The organism is Erysipelothrix enhydrae (assembly GCF_035066605.1).
GTDB lineage: Bacteria > Bacillota_I > Bacilli_A > Erysipelotrichales > Erysipelotrichaceae > Erysipelothrix > Erysipelothrix amsterdamensis.
The window spans coordinates 325,914-344,487 of record NZ_CP125807.1; the positions used below are offsets into that span (position 1 = coordinate 325,914).

The 18,574-nt window shown below is 36.3% G+C and carries 12 protein-coding genes; 1 reads left to right on the forward strand and 11 read right to left on the reverse strand.

What is annotated here, in order from left to right:
- The 6 genes from LLS04_RS01755 to LLS04_RS01780 are packed head-to-tail and all read right to left on the reverse strand — an operon-like array spanning position 1 to position 5,997.
- Positions 1 to 825 carry a PTS system mannose/fructose/sorbose family transporter subunit IID gene (locus LLS04_RS01755; RefSeq protein WP_456237508.1) on the reverse strand — a complete coding sequence of 275 codons (825 nt, stop codon included), beginning with the start codon at positions 823 to 825 and terminating at the stop codon, positions 1 to 3.
- The gene (locus tag LLS04_RS01760; RefSeq protein ID WP_323611594.1) at positions 812 to 1,582 is read right to left on the reverse strand and encodes a PTS mannose/fructose/sorbose/N-acetylgalactosamine transporter subunit IIC; all 771 of its coding nucleotides are present in this window, start codon (positions 1,580 to 1,582) and stop codon (positions 812 to 814) included. Before LLS04_RS01760 ends, LLS04_RS01755 begins: the two co-directional genes overlap by 14 nt.
- A gap of 15 nt (positions 1,583 to 1,597) precedes the next feature.
- Positions 1,598 to 2,062 (reverse strand): PTS sugar transporter subunit IIB, encoded by a 465-nt coding sequence (locus tag LLS04_RS01765; RefSeq protein ID WP_003774783.1) that lies wholly within the window; start codon positions 2,060 to 2,062, stop codon positions 1,598 to 1,600.
- Positions 2,063 to 2,071: 9 nt separating this feature from the next.
- On the reverse strand, positions 2,072 to 2,485 hold the full coding sequence (locus tag LLS04_RS01770; protein WP_323611597.1) for a PTS sugar transporter subunit IIA: 414 nt from the start codon (positions 2,483 to 2,485) through the stop codon (positions 2,072 to 2,074).
- On the reverse strand, positions 2,486 to 3,298 hold the full coding sequence (locus tag LLS04_RS01775; RefSeq protein ID WP_323611600.1) for a sugar phosphate isomerase/epimerase family protein: 813 nt from the start codon (positions 3,296 to 3,298) through the stop codon (positions 2,486 to 2,488).
- Positions 3,295 to 5,997 (reverse strand): sigma 54-interacting transcriptional regulator, encoded by a 2,703-nt coding sequence (locus LLS04_RS01780; protein WP_323611602.1) that lies wholly within the window; start codon positions 5,995 to 5,997, stop codon positions 3,295 to 3,297. Before LLS04_RS01780 ends, LLS04_RS01775 begins: the two co-directional genes overlap by 4 nt.
- A 462-nt stretch (positions 5,998 to 6,459) precedes the next feature.
- Here LLS04_RS01780 and nagE point away from each other — a divergent pair, with 462 nt between their 5' ends.
- Positions 6,460 to 7,896: an N-acetylglucosamine-specific PTS transporter subunit IIBC gene (nagE, locus tag LLS04_RS01785; protein ID WP_200548863.1), complete on the forward strand. Its 1,437-nt coding sequence runs from the start codon at positions 6,460 to 6,462 to the stop codon at positions 7,894 to 7,896.
- A 41-nt stretch (positions 7,897 to 7,937) separates the two neighbouring features.
- Here nagE and LLS04_RS01790 read toward each other — a convergent pair whose 3' ends face one another.
- The 5 genes from LLS04_RS01790 to LLS04_RS01810 all read right to left on the reverse strand — a co-directional run bounded on the left by LLS04_RS01790 (position 7,938) and on the right by LLS04_RS01810 (position 18,524).
- Entirely contained in the window at positions 7,938 to 8,786 is an 849-nt protein-coding gene (locus LLS04_RS01790) for a PRD domain-containing protein (protein ID WP_323611603.1), read from the reverse strand.
- 122 nt (positions 8,787 to 8,908) lie between these two features.
- Complete coding sequence (locus LLS04_RS01795; protein WP_323611604.1) at positions 8,909 to 11,491, reverse strand: calcium-translocating P-type ATPase, PMCA-type; 2,583 nt, start codon at positions 11,489 to 11,491, stop codon at positions 8,909 to 8,911.
- A 334-nt stretch (positions 11,492 to 11,825) separates the two neighbouring features.
- The gene (locus tag LLS04_RS01800; RefSeq protein ID WP_323611606.1) at positions 11,826 to 16,454 is read right to left on the reverse strand and encodes a DUF1542 domain-containing protein; all 4,629 of its coding nucleotides are present in this window, start codon (positions 16,452 to 16,454) and stop codon (positions 11,826 to 11,828) included.
- Positions 16,455 to 16,875: 421 nt separating this feature from the next.
- On the reverse strand, positions 16,876 to 17,355 hold the full coding sequence (locus tag LLS04_RS01805) for a GNAT family N-acetyltransferase (RefSeq protein ID WP_123171097.1): 480 nt from the start codon (positions 17,353 to 17,355) through the stop codon (positions 16,876 to 16,878).
- 80 nt (positions 17,356 to 17,435) lie between these two features.
- Entirely contained in the window at positions 17,436 to 18,524 is a 1,089-nt protein-coding gene (locus LLS04_RS01810; RefSeq protein WP_323611607.1) for a phosphotransferase enzyme family protein, read from the reverse strand.
- Positions 18,525 to 18,574 lie beyond the last annotated feature (50 nt).

An 18,574-nucleotide genomic window follows, 5' to 3' on the forward strand; every position in this document is an offset into this window, starting at 1 on the left:
CTATCCAAAGATTCCTAAATAAACACCAGCAATACCTACTACCATCGTCCCAACAATAAGAATAAGGGGATTTACTTTTTTCTTAAGTAACCAATAATAAAGCCATGTTGTTCCTAGACCGACAAGTCCTGGCATAATACCATCCAATATTTCTTGGAAGGGTTGTGCCGTTTCTCCAGTACCAATTTGTAAGGCCAATCCTGTATAAACCATTTCTTTCGACATACCACCAATAACCATGATCCCTAAGATACCTGCTGCCGCAAGAACTTTATCCATCACACCACTTTGTTGCATTTTCTCAAGATAATTAAAACCAATATTGTAACCGAGATGTGCCCCAAAATAACGTGCTAAGAAAGCAGGGATGTTATAGATTAAAAAGTAAGCGATGGGTCCAAGGATATTCCCACTCATCGCAAGTGATAAACCAACACCTAATGCAATAACTCGAATACACCCTACAAAGATCGAGTCTCCAATTCCAGATAGGGGTCCCATTAACGCCGTTTTAATCGCACTAATCGCCTTTGCATCGACCTCTCCATCTTTATGTTTCTCTTCCATCGAACACACAATACCACCAACAAATGGCGCTAATTGGGGTGTAATATTAAAGAATTCAATATGACGTTGTAACGCTTCTGCATAACCTTCTTGATCATCCTTATAGATTTTTTTAAGGGTTGGATCCATCATCATGCCAAATGCAAGATGCATCTGACGTTCATAGTTCCAAGAAAACTCCATGCCTAAACTTCCAGCATTGAAGGCCATCTTGGTAATGTCTTGTTTGGTAATTACACTGTTGTTAGAAGTCATCATCATCGTCCTCCACATTTAATCCTGCCGGTGCTTGTCTAAAGCCCCCTAAGAAGTCAAATTTTTCAATTACAATAATGACACCGATAATCGCAATCCCTAATACCGGTACATTGAGATAAGCAGATAAAACAAATCCTAAGAAATAAAATGGTACAAGTTTCTTGTTTAAAATCATACGCATTAACATCGCAAATCCAAGCGCAGGAAGAAGTCCCGCAGCTGCATCCATACCGGCAATAATTTGTTCTGGTATGGATGCAATAACATTAGACATTGCTTCAGCACCGAAGTAAAATCCAAGGCATACTAACAAGAAACGACGAACTACTGTAATCATTCCAATACCCCAGTGTGCTGTTTTAATACCACCAACACTACCTGCCTCTGCCGATTTATCAGCAATGCGTAGGATAAAGGAATTGACAACGTTAAAGATATTTCCAATTGCAAGTGAGATTAATGCAAGTGGCATAGCAAGCGCAATCGCTGCTTCGGTTCCAGATCCCATCGAGATTGCAAACGCTGTAGCCAGTGTCCCACCAACAATTACATCCGGTGGAATATAGGCACCAATTGACACGGCCCCCATAAAGAATAATTCTAAAGTAGCACCAATAATAACACCTTGTTGAACATCTCCTAAGATAAGTCCAACAATGGGTCCAAGAATAATTGGGCGATTAATATACAGTGATCCCAGTTGATCCCCGAAGACACCCAATGCCGCTACTAAACCAATCAATATTGCTTGTAACATGAATTCTTCCTCCTTTTATAGTTTTACTACCTGCTTTGAGTCGCTGGATAACATCCGTATTTCTACTTCTTTTCCAGCATCCATTAATTCCTTCAACAATTTCTTATCGGTTTCACTAACAAAGATGGCTTTACTGATTTGTTCATCATCACCTTCTTTTTTCGTTCCACCAAGGTTAATGGATTGAATCTGTGGACATGCTTGCGCAAGCTTATACGCAACGTCAATGGTCCGTACGACAATTAACAGCTGATACTTATCTGTAACGCCACTGTTTAATGCGTTTATTGCATCTTCAACATTCTTTATGACTAACTTAACATTGGCTGGTTTTGCCAGTTTCAATGTGGTCTTCCAAATATCATCGGAAACGACATCATCATCTGCAATCAAGATACAGTCTGCACCCAGGGCATTGGTCCAAGAGAATGCAACCTGTCCATGTAAGAGACGATGGTCAACACGACATAATACAATCATAAGTTCCTCCTAAAATTCGTCTTCGACGTCCGTTCCAACAAGATCGTCATTACAATATCGTAACGACATACGACACGCTTCGATCTTTTCTATAAGTTCTTCACGCGTTATAGGGCCTTGAATTTCAACCATGATTGAAATAATAAGCGCTAGGTTAACGCCGGCAATGAGATGGAAATCACGGCTCCCCAATAACTTCATAAACTCTGTATTGACACTTCCGCCATAAATATCCGTCATGACCACCAAATCATCTTCAATTGGAATTCCCTCGAAGCACATCATAATTTCTTGTGTGAGATCATGATGATCAACGTAGGCGGAAATAATATGAACGGAATCCACATCTCCGACAATGGCTTTGACGGCACTGTAGAATCCTTCGGCCAGGTGTTTATGACTTGCGATAATATAGTGTTTCATTTAGATTCCTCCCTGTTCTTTATATTTCGTTAGACTTTGTAAATCCGCATCACCTGGTTTTGCTTCATAACATTGTTTGGCTGTTTCCAGCGAGTAATAACCTCGATACTTATATTGATTAAATTTTGTAAGATCTTCCTGCATGTTTCGATGTCCATCCCCCCACGCACAATGTCCTGAATCCACAAAATGCACATGAACAATATCGTCTTTAAAAATATTAAAGTAATCATCAATTGTTTCTTCAGTCTGGGTCATTGCCCCAAGGTCCAGACAAATTTTTAAGTTTTCACACGCCACAGCATCTTTATACGCTTTCAAATCTTGAACGGTATTGACCAAGCGTGATTCATAAGGTTGTAATGCCTCAATGGCAAGAAGAATTCCTTTCTCTTGCGCATAAATACACAATCTTCGCATCATTGCGACACTGCGTTGATAGGCTGCTTCTAGGGCTTCGTCATAGAATGCCCAACCACTTGTTACCACCACCAGTTTCGCACCGACTGTATGCGCAATATCAATCATATTACGGAAGTAAGCATACACACGATTTTGTTGTTCAAGTGATCCTGTCGCCATGTTATGGGGCTTAGGATTTGTCTGTTCAGGACAGATTGCGATAATCTGTAACCCAAAATGTTCTGCATGGGTTTTGAGTGCAAAAGGATCATCATACTGTTGGTAATCCACAAAGAAGTGATGTGGACTGGTCCATATCTCACATGCATCAAAACCTAGACTTGAAATGGTTTTAAAAAATGTATTTAAACTATAATATCGATAGTGACTGTTCATTGCTGATAGTTTCAAAATGAATCATCCTCTCCATGCTCTCGATTTTTATCATTTTCAATATAGTCATAAAGGAGTGCAATCTCTGATACCGGCAACATAACATTATAATGTTCGAGCATAGGGCCAAAACTATCATTCACATCACGAATAAAGGCTTGATGATCTTTCTCAAAGCGCTTCACGTCCTTATAGTCGTCAATCGCTGTTTTGGTTACCAGTCGTTCAATTAAGAAGCAGACATGAATATAAATACCAACAATCGTCTTACTCTGGAATGTCTTTTGCATCTTGCGTTCTAAATGAGATGTGGAATCACTGACAAAGTTCAAAAGTTTGTTTGCATTTAGAATCGTTAGATTCTGCATCACATTTTGAAGTGAAAAGTTTTTAAGCAGATTCCGGTTAAACACTTCAATCTCATCTGCATCCAGATAATCTTCCAAGGCCTTATCCACAATGGAAATATCTTTAAAACTGACAATATCCTCCAAACTTACACTGCGAATCGAATCCAGCAGTAATGAGTGTGGTTTCACCATTAACATCACTTCAAACTTATCAAATAAGGGATCCTTTAAACCATTTGTTAATAATTCTTTAAAGTCATACCGAATAAAACGAAGATCAATGGATTTAGGCAAGGACTGTTTAAAGAGGTTGACCATCCGATCTGCAACGGATACCCCTGCATCACTCACAAAGACCATGGCTTTTGTCTTCTCTGCACGATTCAAGATTTTATACTTGGTTACGGCTTGCTTCGAAGCTTTCGCTAAGATTTCTTCCAGTGGATATTCTTGACGAACCATTGAACCAATATGCAAGGCAATTGCCGTTGAACTGTTATTAATGACACCAACATTTAAATCTTTAAGAATGCGATCCCCAATTAATTCCAACGATCCCATATCAACCAGTAAAATCAAATTCTTATAATACGGATTTAAGGCGATATAGTCATTCACCTTCATAATGATTTCTTCACTGCTACTATCTAGTGGCATATCAAAGGCATCAAAGATATGTTCCTCTAACAATTGATTGGCAGCATCCGCAATACTGCTTGCCGTCGAGTATCCATGCGATACAATCACGGCCGCCGTATCTTTGTGTTTAATGTTGTCGTTATAGAAATAAATATTTAAAATCAGAAAGATTAGATTGAAATCATTAAGTTTTAACTCTAAAGCTTGGTAAATCATCTTTGAAATCTCATTTGAAATCATGAAAATGTCATACATTTCTTCTTTTAAAAACTCTAATAAAGCATTGATGTCGTTACGATGTTTATACGTCCACCGATCAAGTTTTATTTTTTCATGTGATGATGACAACAAAACCCGTGATAAGACAAAACTGCAATTGCTGGGAATGTTGATTTTGTTTTTTTGTTTCACATCTTCAAGCACATCATCAATAATTTTCTCAAGTCCATATACTTTTTGAAGGCTATACGATTGATCGAAAATCATCAAATCATAATAATTACGCATGGACTCAAAATCTTGTGCTAACATCTCACGATACGATATCTGATTGCTTTGAAAACCATTAAACGCTTTTAAGATGTTTTTAAATAGATGTACTATTTTATCCGTTGATTCATGAATAATATAGGTATCAATTTCAATAAGTAGCTTCAAATCTTGTTCTTTTGAGATGCTGTAGTTCAATTTATCTTCTGGTAAATGATATAAGTGACAATGCATGACACCTTGTTGCGCTGATTCTAGGGCTGTTGCGCAGATGCGCGTGATGCATTTTTTTAACTCATGGATATCTTCATCAAATTTAAGTTGAAGCAATGCCTCTAACAACTTGTATGAAATAAAGATTTTTAAGCCGAGTTTTTGTTGTTCTTGCTTAAAGAATTTCAGGATGAAGTGTTCCTTTTCCTGAGTTCCACGTTGATCAAAGTGCGGAATCTTGCATATAATTGGAAGACTTTGAAGTAAGGAATAATCAAAGGCATCTTCGGGATTATAAGAAGTTCCAAAAACCAAGCGGCAATGAACCTTCACAACCTTACGGTCTTTGGTGTAATAGCCATCTTTAATAACATTAGATACTTGATATTGGATGTCTGGACGCATGCGATCTGCATGTTCAAGATAGAGAACACCGATATCTTTTTGTTCCAATAAACCACTTTGTGTTTCATCCCCAAAAAGCAGGCGTTCATAATCACATTGTGGATCAATAAATTTTAGATGGTAGACGCTTTGTCCTGTTTGAATTAAGTCATGTTCCACACAAAATTTATGAATCATACGCGATAAATACGTCTTACCACTTCCGCGTTTTCCAAACAAAACAATCGGTAATCCACGTCCTGGATAAAGCAAGGCAGACTTAATTTGTTGAACGATGTGACTTAACGATCCATCAAAGCCAATTAAATCTTGGAAGGAATCATACCCTTCCGAACTTTTTATTTCATCCATGAGTGCTTTAACACTTAAATACTCACGCGATACATTTTGAACACGATAGCGCTTCTCAAATTCGTGTTTATCAAAGTAATACACCGGTCGTGACGATACCTTAATCAAGAGCCCTTCCTGAAATAATTCATTTAAGTATTGCGATACTAAGGAACGGCTTAAGTGTAACGATTCTGAGATCACTGCGGTTGTGAGTAAGGAAAAGTCATGATCGAGTAGAATTTGTGTTTCGAAAACAAGATACTGATAAATTTGTTCTTTTGTATTCATAGATACTCCTTCTTTTTCAATGGTGACTTTAACTGTCTCTATTGTACGAAGGGGATGAGGTTTCGTCCTTAGTTTCATCATTCTTCGACAAAAACACTTAAAATCCACCAAGTTCTAACACTGAACGCCACTTTCGACACTTAATTATCAGTTATAACCGATATTATGGGGATACTGTCGAAATGTGCGTTGATACCCTTAGATTACCACACAGCCAATTCAAAACATTCAATTCTCTAAATGTCTCATCATATCCTCATTTACCACTCATCACATAAAGACACACATTTCTTTCGCTTTTTATTGACAGCGGTTACACCTCGTGCTAATATGTGCTTGTAAGATAGGATTGTTACTGAAGAAGGCAAGACCTACAAATATGGCGATACGCTATTTTTGTAGGTCTTTTTATATCTTTACGTAACAATTTCTAAATCATATAGAAAAGGAGAAGTGACTTATATGATGAAACATTTACAGAAATTAGGCCGTGCCTTAATGCTTCCAGTAGCGGTATTACCGGCTGCAAGTTTATTAATGGGTATTGGTTATTGGATTGACCCTGTTGGATGGGGAGCTAACAGTGTTCTTGCCGCTTTCTTAATTGGATCGGGTAAAGCAATCATTGAAAAACTTCCGATTATCTTTGCGGTCGGGATTGCTTATGGATTATCAAATGATAAAGATGGGGCTGCTTCCTTAAGTGGACTCGTTGGTTTCTTAATGATTACCACATTACTCTCTGTGGGATCTGTAGCAAACTTAAAAGGAATTGCACCTGAAGCTGTGAATGCAGCATTTGGGAAAATTGATAATGCCTTTATTGGTATTATTTCTGGGGTTGTTGGTGCATTAATGTACAACAAATTCTCCAAAACAGAACTCCCAACCGCACTCGCATTCTTTAGTGGTAAACGCTTGGCTCCGATCATGACTGCTGTTGTGATGATGCCAATCTCCATTGCATTACTCTATATCTGGCCAATCGTCTATGGTGGACTTGTATCCTTTGGTACCGCAATCTCATCCATGGGTCCTCTAGGAGCAGGTTTATTCGGTTTCTTTAACCGTCTCTTAATCCCTACAGGATTACACCATGCTTTAAACTCCGTATTCTGGTTTGATACTATTGGTATTAATGACATTGGAAACTTCTGGGGCGGTACCGGTGTTAAAGGAATTACCGGAATGTATCAAGCTGGATTCTTCCCAGTTATGATGTTTGGTCTTTGTGGTGCTGGTCTTGCAATGTATCAATCCGCAAAACCTGAAAATAAAAAGGTTGTAGGATCGCTCATGCTTGCAGCTGGATTCTCAGCATTCTTTACTGGGGTAACAGAACCGATTGAATTCTCATTTATGTTCGTAGCTCCAGCATTATACTTAGTACACGCAATCCTAACAGGACTTTCATTATTTATTGTTTCATCCTTTGGATGGACAGCAGGATTTGGATTTAGTGCTGGATTTGTTGACTTATTCTTAAGCTCACGTCTACCACTTGCAAACAAACCTTATATGATTGTTGTATTTGGTGTTGTATACTTTGTAATCTACTACGTACTCTTCCGTTTCTTGATCGTTAAGTTTAATATTAAAACTCCTGGACGTGAAGAAGTATTAATTGATGATTCAGTACTCACTTCATCAGACAGCAAATTTGCACACCAAGCTGAAATTATTTTAAATGCCCTTGGTGGTAAAGAAAATGTTAAGAGTGTTGACTACTGTACAACACGCCTTCGTCTTGAATTGTTTGAAACTGAAAATATTGACGAAAAAGCAATTAAAGGAACTGGTGCAGCAGGTATCGTAAGACCTGGTGGAAGCAGTCTTCAAGTTATCGTAGGTACAAACGTACAATTTGTAGCCGATGAATTCAAAAACTTAATCAAATAATCGTACACGTATTATCCTACTCTATAAAAAAACCGGTATCGCTACCGGTTTTTTTCATTCTTCATAATTTGGTAAAGATGTATTGCAAGATACATGCGTTCATCCATCGAGAGTTCATAGTCAAATCGTGTATTGACGTATTGATTAATCTTTGCGACACAATCGTTATATTTTTTTAACTTCGCTGCAATAAATAGATTCAGTTCACCAATACTTTCATCAAATGGATGACTGGAACTTTGATTTCCAATAATCCGTTGTGCAAGATACTTTAGGTGGGTTGCAAGACGTGTATACGCAGGTTGACTGGTATTCATCTCAATACCCAACTCACTTTGAACAATCGCCATAACATCTTTTAGAAACATCATGGTATTTTGAGCTTGATGCGATATATTCCCATTACTTGCATTAACGATGTGAATTACGAGATAGCCGATTTCATCTTCAGGAAGTGTTACCTCGAAGCGTTTATTAATATAATTCAAAGCCCATGTGCCTACTTTAAATTCATCAGGATAATACATTTTAATTTCTTCCGTAAAAAGTCCTGGCAATTCAACATCCTCTTTTGATCTGAGTACTGCATAGTAGATATGATCTGTAAGTGCCACGTTTATCGTATCACTCAGTGATATATCCAAAACAGAATGAGCATATTCCACAATCGCTCGCGTGGCTTCAAAATAATCCACTGGTATTTTATTAAGAAGTTGTTCAAAGTCATCTTGGCTATCACGAACCACTTTAAACATCTTTTCAATGCGCGAAGCATCAATTTCGTCCCCTATTTTATGTTGGAAACCGATTCCTGAACCCGTAACAACCATGTCTTCTCCATCGATAAATGTAGCGACACAATTATTATTAAAGATTTTCGTTATGTGCATATCAAAAACCCATCCCCTTTTTATAGGCCTATTATAACATAGACCCTTCTATTTAAAGGTGAAAGTGGTCTTATCTCCATAAAAAAAGAGAGGATATTCCTCTCTTTGGTTATTCAATTTAATTAATGTTTACCGTTAAGTTTAAGTAGTTTCATAATTTCAACGATAATCATTGGTACAAACATCAACACAACAACAATCATCCAGTGATGTCCATCAAGTGTTCCAAGTTTAAATAAATCGTTTAGAACCGGAATGAATAATACCGCAAGAATCATGAGCCCATTAATGAGCGTTGCCATGATGAGGTATTTATTTTTCCAGAATGATGTGAATACTGATTTTTCACTTGAATGAATACTGTAGGAATGGATTAATTGTGAGAATGCTAATACGATAAATGCCATTGTCGTACCTGTTTCAGTATCACCAACAGCCCATAGACGACCTGCACCGTACATGTAAGCGAAAAGTGCAACTCCCCCTACAACAGCACCTTGGTACCCAATACGCCAAAGCATTGATTTACTGATAAGTGAGCCTGTACGGTCCGGTTGACGTTCCATAATACCATCTTCTGCACCATCTACACCAAGTGCTAATGCTGGAAGACTATCCGTTACAAGGTTAATCCATAATAAGTGAATTGGTAGAAGGGGTGCATCCCAGTCAAGGAGTACCGCGATTAATAACAGTAACAATTCTCCAACATTACATGATAGTAAGTAAGAGATTGCTTTCATAATATTATCTTTAATACGACGACCTTCACCAATTGCAGTTACTACTGTTGCGAAGTTATCATCTGTTAGAACCATGTCCGCTGCACCTTTAGCAACTTCCGTTCCAACAATACCCATTGCTGCACCAATGTCAGCACGTTTTAGGGCAGGCGCATCGTTAACACCATCACCTGTCATCGCCACGATATCACCATGACGTTTCCAAGCGGAAATAATGCGCATTTTATGTTCTGGAGAAACACGTGCATACACGCCAATATGTTGAACTTGTTCAAACAATTCATCATCCGTCATTGCATCTAATTCTTTTCCAGAAATAACACGTTGTCCATCCTCAAGGAGTCCAATTTCACGACCAATTGCAGATGCGGTAACAGCATGGTCACCCGTGATCATTACGACCCGAATACCCGCTTTTTTACTTGTTTTAATTGCTTCTGTAACTTCAGGACGTGGAGGGTCGATCATCCCTACCAATCCAACAAATGTTAATTCACTTTCAATTTCGGTTGCTTCTAAGTCTGTATTTGAAACAGATTTTTTAGCAAGTGCAAGAACGCGTAGTGCCTTGACACCCATTTCTTGATTATTTTTTTGAATGCGTTCAATATCTTCTTGAGTAATTGCACGAACACCATTTTCATCTTGGTATTGTGTTACAACGGCAAGAACTTCATCAACGCCACCTTTTACAAATACTGTAGCATCCCCATCAATATCATTGATGGTACTCATACGTTTACGTCCTGAATCAAAAGGAACCTCATTTAATCGTGTATGCTTTTGAATCAAGCCAACAGCATCAAGATCAAGCGCTTCTGCCCATGCAGATAGTGCTGTCTCAGTTGGGTCTCCAAGCCAATTTCCATCGACCTTACGTGCATCATTACAGAGTAATAAACCACGTGATAATTCATTCACTTCACTTTCAGTCCAATATTCTTTTACCGTCATAACATTTTGTGTTAAAGTACCAGTTTTATCTGAACAGATAACCGTTGCGGAACCAAGCGTTTCAACAGATGGTAAATTACGAACGATTGCATGACGTTCAACTAAACGTTGAACACCAAGTGCTAAAACAATTGTAGCAACAGCTGGCAAACTTTCGGGAACAACTGCGACCGCTAGAGAAACCGCTGTTAAGAACATTTGTAAGAAATCATGATTATTCAATACACCAACAAGGAGAATAATTCCACAAGCAATAATCGCTCCAACGCCTAGGATTTTACCCAGTTGATTTAATTGTTGTTGCAGTGGTGTCGGATCTGATTTTGTTTCGGTTAGCATCGTAGCAATCTTACCTACTTCAGTGTCCATACCGACAGCAACGACAACTCCTTGCCCACGACCATAACTCACCATTCCGGATGAATATGCCATATTTTTACGATCTCCTAAGACCGCATCTTCAGCACATACAACATCCGCATGTTTTTCAACAGGGACAGATTCTCCTGTTAAAGATGCTTCTTGTACAGTTAAGGAATTTGATTGGACAATTCGTAAATCGGCAGGCACTAAATCCCCTGCATCCATTACAATCAAATCTCCAACAACAACATCATTCGAATTAATTGTTTGTTCTTCACCGCCGCGAATTACTTTTGCGGTTGGGGTAGACATATCTTGAAGTGCTTTAAGGGACTTCTCAGCTTTGTCTTCTTGAATCATTCCAATAAGTGCGTTCAATGCTACGATTGCGAAAATTAAAATCGCATCTGCATGTTCCCCCACAATACCGCTAATTAAAGCAGCAACAAGTAAAATAATGATTGTTACGTCTTTAAACTGATCCAATAGACGCATCATAAAACTACGTCCCTTTGCTTCAGCCAATTTATTCATCCCATATTTCTCACGTGATGCCTCAATTTGCGCATCCGTTAATCCTTTGACGATATCCGTCTTTGCTGCCACTTCTTCAAGTGACTTTGCGTACCATTTTGTATCTTTCACAGGCTTCCTCCTTATACATTGGATAGTAAGTAAAATAAAAAGACCCTATCCGTGCCTAAAAAAACTTGGATAAAGTCTCGAATTTATACACGTTCCGGACTCTAAAGTCGTGTTGACGAAACTGTGGACCTAAAGAATAGGCTTCTACTCCCTTTATGTATTAATAATAACAAATGCACCTATGGGTGTCAAAGTGTTTTGGGTGATATTGTACGATATTTTACACACTTAAAATGTTGAAAGTTGCTAATAAAGAGTTTGAAATTCATAAAAAAAACCGAAACTCAGTTAAAGTAATGAGTTTCGGCTATTAATACATTTTATATTAAATTATTTAGTTATTATAACGATTTTTCTTTGTTTGAATTACAAAGATTAACATACCAACAAGGCTCAATAGTAGTCCGTATAAACGAATACTGCTTGCAGTAATTCCAGCTGCAGGAAGAACCGGTTGTGGTTTCATTAAATTCTTAACAATTTTGTCCATTTCATTAATTGAATAATTTAAAGATTTATTTATCTTATCAATTTTCGAACTAGAGTCAATTGAATCAAGACCTTCTTTTAAGACTTTATCTACTTCGGCTTTAGCTTTAGTTTTTTCGTCTTGAGTTAGTCCCGGTAATGCATCAATCGCTTTTTTAGTTTCATCTGCTTTCGCTTCTAAATCTTTTTTCGCTTTATTTTTTGCATCTTGTAACGTGCTTTGATCAACAATGTCTTTCACTACTTTGTCTGTTGTATTTTTCGCATCTTCAACATCTTTTGGTGTCGTACCTTGATCAATTGCGTCTTTACCATCTTGAATTTTTTTATCAATATCATCTTTAACTTTCTGCTTTTCATCATCGGTTAAGTTTGGTAACTTATCGATTTCTTTCTTAGCATCTTCAGCTTTTTTATCAAGATCGTCTATAGCTTTATTCTTGGAATCGAGAAGTTTATTATCATCAACAATCTCATTGATTCCTTTATCCGTTGTATCAATCACTTTTTCAATTTCTTTAGAATCTTTTGATTGATCAATTGCATCTTTTCCTTCTTGATTTTTTTGATCGATATCATCTTTAGCTTTGGTTTTCTCTTCATCCGTTAAGTTTGGTAACGAATCAATTTCTTTTTTAGCTTCTTCAGCCTTCTTATCGAGATCGTCTTTAGCTTCATTCTTGGAATCGAGAAGCTTGTTGTCATCAACAATCTCATTAATCCCTTTATCGGTTGTATCGATCGCGTCCTCAATTTCTTTAGGATCGTTTGAGTTATCAATTGCATCTTTGCTGTTTTGATTTTTTTGATCGATATCATCTTTAGCTTTATTTTTTTCTTCATCCGTTAAGTTTGGTAATTTATCGATTTCTTTTTTAGCATCTTCTGCTTTTTTATCAAGTTCTGATTTAGAATCTGCTTTTTTCTTGTCTAAATTTCCTGTGTTTTTCGCTTCGTATTTTTTTTCAATTGCATCTAATTCATCGATACCTGTTTTTAAGTTCTCAGGAATCTCCGTTATAACCGCAGTATCTTCAATTCGCTTAATTGCATCTGCAAGAGTTTTGTTAATCTCGTCATTTGCTTCTTTACGTTGTTGATTTGAAAGTGACGGTTTATCAGCAATTTGTTTACGAACTTCTTCTGCTTTTGCTCTTAAATCTGCAATAGCCTTGATTTTTGCATCATCAAGCTCTGCTTTAACAACAACATTACTAATATCATCTTTACCTTGATTATAAATTGAGTCGATGTCTGATGGCTTTGTTGCTTTATCTAGAGCTTTAGAAGCGTCATTAACCGTTTTATCAATTTCTTTTTTCGCTTTATCTTTTTCGTTTTGTGATAAGTTTTCAAGTTTATCGATTTTTTCTTTTGCCTTCTCAGCTTCTGCGTTTAAACTTGCTTTCTTGTCATCTTTAAGTTTTTCAAGCGTTTCGAAATTTTCTTTAACGAGCGCATCTTTAATAGCGTCCATTTCGGTTTTTGTGTCTGTTACAACTTTATTAATTGCTTCAGTTGACGTACCAAGTTCTACGTTTTCAAGACCTTTATTTAATGCATTATCGATTTCAACCTTAGCTTTGTCTTTTACTTCTTGGGAAAGACCAGGAAGTGCATCAATCGCTTTTTTCGTTTCATCAGCTTTTGCTTCTAAATCTTTTTTCGCTTTATTTTTTGCATCCTGTAATGTGCTTTGATCGACAATTTCTTTCACCGCTGTATCCGTTGTGTTTTTTGCATCTTCAACATCTTTTGGTGTCGTTCCTTGATCGATTGCATCTTTTCCATCTTGCGTTTTTTGATCAATGTCATCTTTAGCTTTTTGCTTTTCTTCATCCGTTAAGTTTGGTAACTTATCGATTTCTTTCTTAGCATTTTCCGCATTTTTATCAAGATCGTTTTTAGCTTTATTTTTAGTATCTAGAAGCACATTGTCTTCAACGATGTCCTTAATCCCTTTATCAGTTGTATCGACAACTTTTTCAATGTCTTTAGGATCGTTTGAGTTATCAATTGCATCTTTTCCGTCTTGATTTTTTTGATCGATTTCATCTTTGGCTTTTTGCTTTTCATCATCGGTTAAGTTTGGTAACTTATCGATTTCTTTTTTAGCATCTTCAGACTTTTTATCAAGCTCTGATTTAGAATCTTCTTTTTTCTTGTCTAAGTTTTCAGTGTTTTTTGCTTCATATTTTTTTTCAATTGCATCTAATTCATCGATTCCTGTTTTTAAGTTTTCAGGAATATCCGTAAGAACCGCTGTATCTTCAATACGCTTAGTTGCATCTGCGAGAGTTTTGTTGATTTCATCATTTGCTTCTTTACGTTGTTGATCGGTTAATGCCGGCTTATCAGCAATTTGTTTTCGGACTTCTTTAGCTTTAGCATTTAAATCAGCTATAGCTTTAGTCTTTGCATCATCTAGTTCTGCTTTTACAACAACATTACCGATAGTATCTTTACCTTGATTATAAATTGAGTCGATATCTGATGGTGTTGTTGCTTTATCAAGTTCTTTTGAAGCATCATTAACAGTTTTATCAATTACTTTCTTTGCTTCATCTTTTTCGTCTTGCGATAAGTTTTCAAGTTTATCGATTGTTTCTTTTGCTTTTTTTGCTTCTGCATCAAGACTTGACTTTTTATCATTAATTAAAGCATCGATTGTATCATTGTTTTCTTTAATGAGTGCATCTTTAATGGCATCCATTTCTTTTGAAGTTTCTGTTACTACTTTAGTAATATCTTCAATAGATTTACCTTTTTCAATATTTTCAAGACCTTTATTTAGTGCATTATCGATCTCGTTTTTAGCTTTATCTTTTGACTCTTGGGAAATTCCAGGAAGTGCATCAATCGCTTTTTTTGTTTCATCGGCTTTTGCTTCTAATTCTTTTTTCGCTTTATTTTTTGCATCCTGTAATGTACTTTGATCGACAATTTCTTTCACCGCTGTATCCGTTGTGTTTTTTGCATCTTCAACATCTTTTGGTGTCGTTCCTTGATCAATTGCATCTTTTCCGTCTTGCGTTTTTTGATCGATGTCATCTTTAGCTTTTTGCTTTTCATCATCCGTTAAGTTTGGTAACTTATCGATTTCTTTCTTAGCATCTTCAGCTTTTTTATCAAGATCAGATTTTGAGTCGTTTTTACGATCGACAAGAGTTACATCGCTTACAATTTTATCAATGTTTCCAGCTGATGTATCCTTTGCATCCGTAGCATCTTCACGCGTCTTCGCGTCTTCGATAGCCTTCTTCCCAGTCTCTAATTCTTTTTGAATAGCTTCAATTTTTTCTTTTTTCTCAGACTCAGATACGTTTTTTAAGTCCTCAATTTTTTTGATTGCTTCATTAGCTTTCTTCTCAAGTTCATCTTTAAGAACTGGTTTTAACTCTTGCAATTCATAAACACGCTCAACTTCTTTTAAATCATTAGTTAGTTTTTCTTTAAGTCCAGGACTTGATACTTCACCAATGTTGTTTTTCAGTTCATCGATTGTGTTTTGAGTTACATCGCCTTTTAATACTTTTTCATCAAAGTTTTCAAAAGTATCCTTAATCGCTTTCTCAATTCCTTTTGCATGATCTAATAACGCTTGAGCCTTATCAAGTAAGTCGTTTACATATGCTTTAACATCACTTGCATAAGGGTTTCCTGATGCAGTAATTTTAGCTCGGATTGCATCAATGTTTTTCTGAATTTCTTTGGTATCTTTCCCAACCAACTCAGTAAACTCACTATCATTAAATAGTGCATGCGTATCCTCTTGAATTAAATAGTCATCTTTCAAAAAGAATCCCATACGATGAATTTCTAGGTTTGTATTTTTGTCTTTATTCGCAAAATGACGTAAAGAGACCGTTACTTCCCCATTACCTTCAGCCGTAAATGGTACACTTACAATCTGCATTTTATTTGAGACTTCAAAAGCTTGAGAACGAAGTACATTCCCTCCTGAAGTAGCAGAATTTGGATAAATGTTTAATACCCCTTTATTAGTACCTTTTGAACTTTTAAGTTCTGCTCGGAAGTAATACTCATATCCGGATTGAAGTTGGACGGTTTGTCCAAACAAAATAAATGCAACATTTTCCGCAGTTGTTGCACTTGCTTCTTTTGTTGATTTTGATTTAAATACAGTTTGGTCAGTATTGTTTTTTTCACCGATTAAATAATTAGGTTTCCCGACATCTCTAAAACCATCAACCACTTTCGTGTTTATTACACCTTGTTGTTCTCCACCATATACATTATTTGTGGACGTAATTTTCCAATTGGGTATAGTCTTATCAGTAATACCGTATCGTAGATAGGGGTTTTGTAATTTATTGCCTCGGAATGGAAACAATTCCTCTGTCTCTTGTGCAGATATTGTATAATTTTGATTCATTGAAATACTTGTAACGAGCAAGACAAATGTTAATGCAATTGTCATAATCTTGTTTAATAGTTTATTTTTTTTCATCATAAAATACTCCTTTTCTTATCCATACTAAAGTGTTGCGTTTATTTAATTCCCCTCCCCATTCCGTAAGCACGCATTTACACGATAACATAGAAGTATAATCAACTCTAAGTATTTGCTTTGGTTTTCATAATATGTTTATCTTATATCGATTAAATCTTCGTTTTTATCGTGTTATTAGAACTTTTTGCTCACACTTCGCTTTCTTTGTCATAACAAGGTGTTTTATTTGTTCGTGGTGTTTTTCACTCTATAATTACAGTGTTTGTCATTAACATCCTCACTTTTTTCACAATTCATTTTTGCCATTAATCAAGATACACACAAATATCCTTTTCTACCACCTTGCTTCAAAGACGATTATTTCATTGGTTATTGGCATAGCATGGTTGTATTCAAAAGTTCATAAAAAAACGTTGAATCATCAACGTTTTACTTCATAAACCATACGTAAAGTTTTGAGTGGGTAACCGTACAGTGTATCTGGAATACATATTTTTTGGACAAATCCATATTTCTTATAAAATGACTCTGCGCTAACATTACCATTTTCTACATCAACATATGCTTGATTAATAGAGTCTGGAACATTCTTCTCAATATATGAAAGTAATTCCGATCCTACACCTGCACGTTGATGTGTAGGAAGTACATACAATGCAACAATATATAAATCATTGTCACGAATCTCATAGTTTCCAAATCCAACAATATAATCATCTTGAACTGCTACCACAAGCTTTGTCGTTTCAATTCGACGCTCAAGGACTGTGGGCGAATAAGCATCTTCAATAAAACGATTAATAATATCCAGTGGGATTAAATCCTTATACGCTTCTTTCCATGTAATCGAAGCAATCAAACGAATTGCCTCTAAATCATCGGGCGTAGCTAATCGTATCATTATGTCACCTTCTTTTTATATAGTAATCATTGTAACCGATATCACCTAAAATTCATAGTTTTCAGTTAGAAGTTTCATAATTACACTTTTAGACGGTCCTCACTAATTTTTTTGAGCGTGTCCCATGAATTTTCCATCTCTCGCACTAATTTAAACTGTGTACGTGCCCTTACTAGATTGTGATCTGGATAATTTGTTTTGAAGTAAGTGTCTCCATCAATATAATCTTTAAGAAAGCGCAAGCCACATTCAAGTGTCATCATTTTGGCACCTTCTGGAAAGAGTTCTATTTCTAGATCAGACAAACTTCCATCAGCACCAGTAATGAACCCGTCCACATATGCCTCATAGTAAGGGATGCTTAAGTGCACTTTTGACAGGTCTTTCTCATCCTCCAATGCAGTGCTTGCACCAAATCGAATCGAATCCCCAAAATCATCCAAAGAAAACCCTGGCATAACCGTATCTAAGTCCACAACACACAACACCTCATTTGAATCTTTATCCAGAAGAACATTATTAAGTTTCGTATCATTATGTGTTACCTTCAGTGGTAAAAGTCCTTGATTATAGTAATTCCATAAAGTTTCTACAAAGTCTTGATATTTAAGCACAAATTTAATTTCTTCAGATACTAAATGTTTTCGACCTGATTTGTTTATTTCAATCGATTTAATGAAATCCTCGTATCGTTTGGGTGTATTGTGGAAATCTTGAATCGTCAGATTTAACGATTCAACCGGAAAATCTTCTAAATCTTTCTGGAACGATCCAAAGGCAACACCACTTCGATAAAAATCCTCACTATTTTCAACACGTTCTAATGATTTCGAATTTTCTATCAAATTATAAGCACGCCAAAAATCACCCATTTCACTCTTAAAAACATAATTATCATGAATTGTTGGTATGAGATCTAAAACCTCACGACTTGGATCCCCACCACGTTTTATTACTTTTTGACGAATGTGTTTTGTTACTTTTTCAATATTGTCGATAAGTCCATTCGGGTCTAAAAATATTTCATGATTAATTCTCTGTAAAACATAGCTTCCCTGGGTGCAAACTACGCGATAAGTATCATTAATGTGTCCATTTCCAAATGGAACAATTTCCTTTACATCTCCACTCAAATAAAATGCTTTAACTATTTCATTTATAGATTCCATATTTTATCCTTCTAAAGTCCTATTCTAGACCAAAATAACACCTGTCTCAT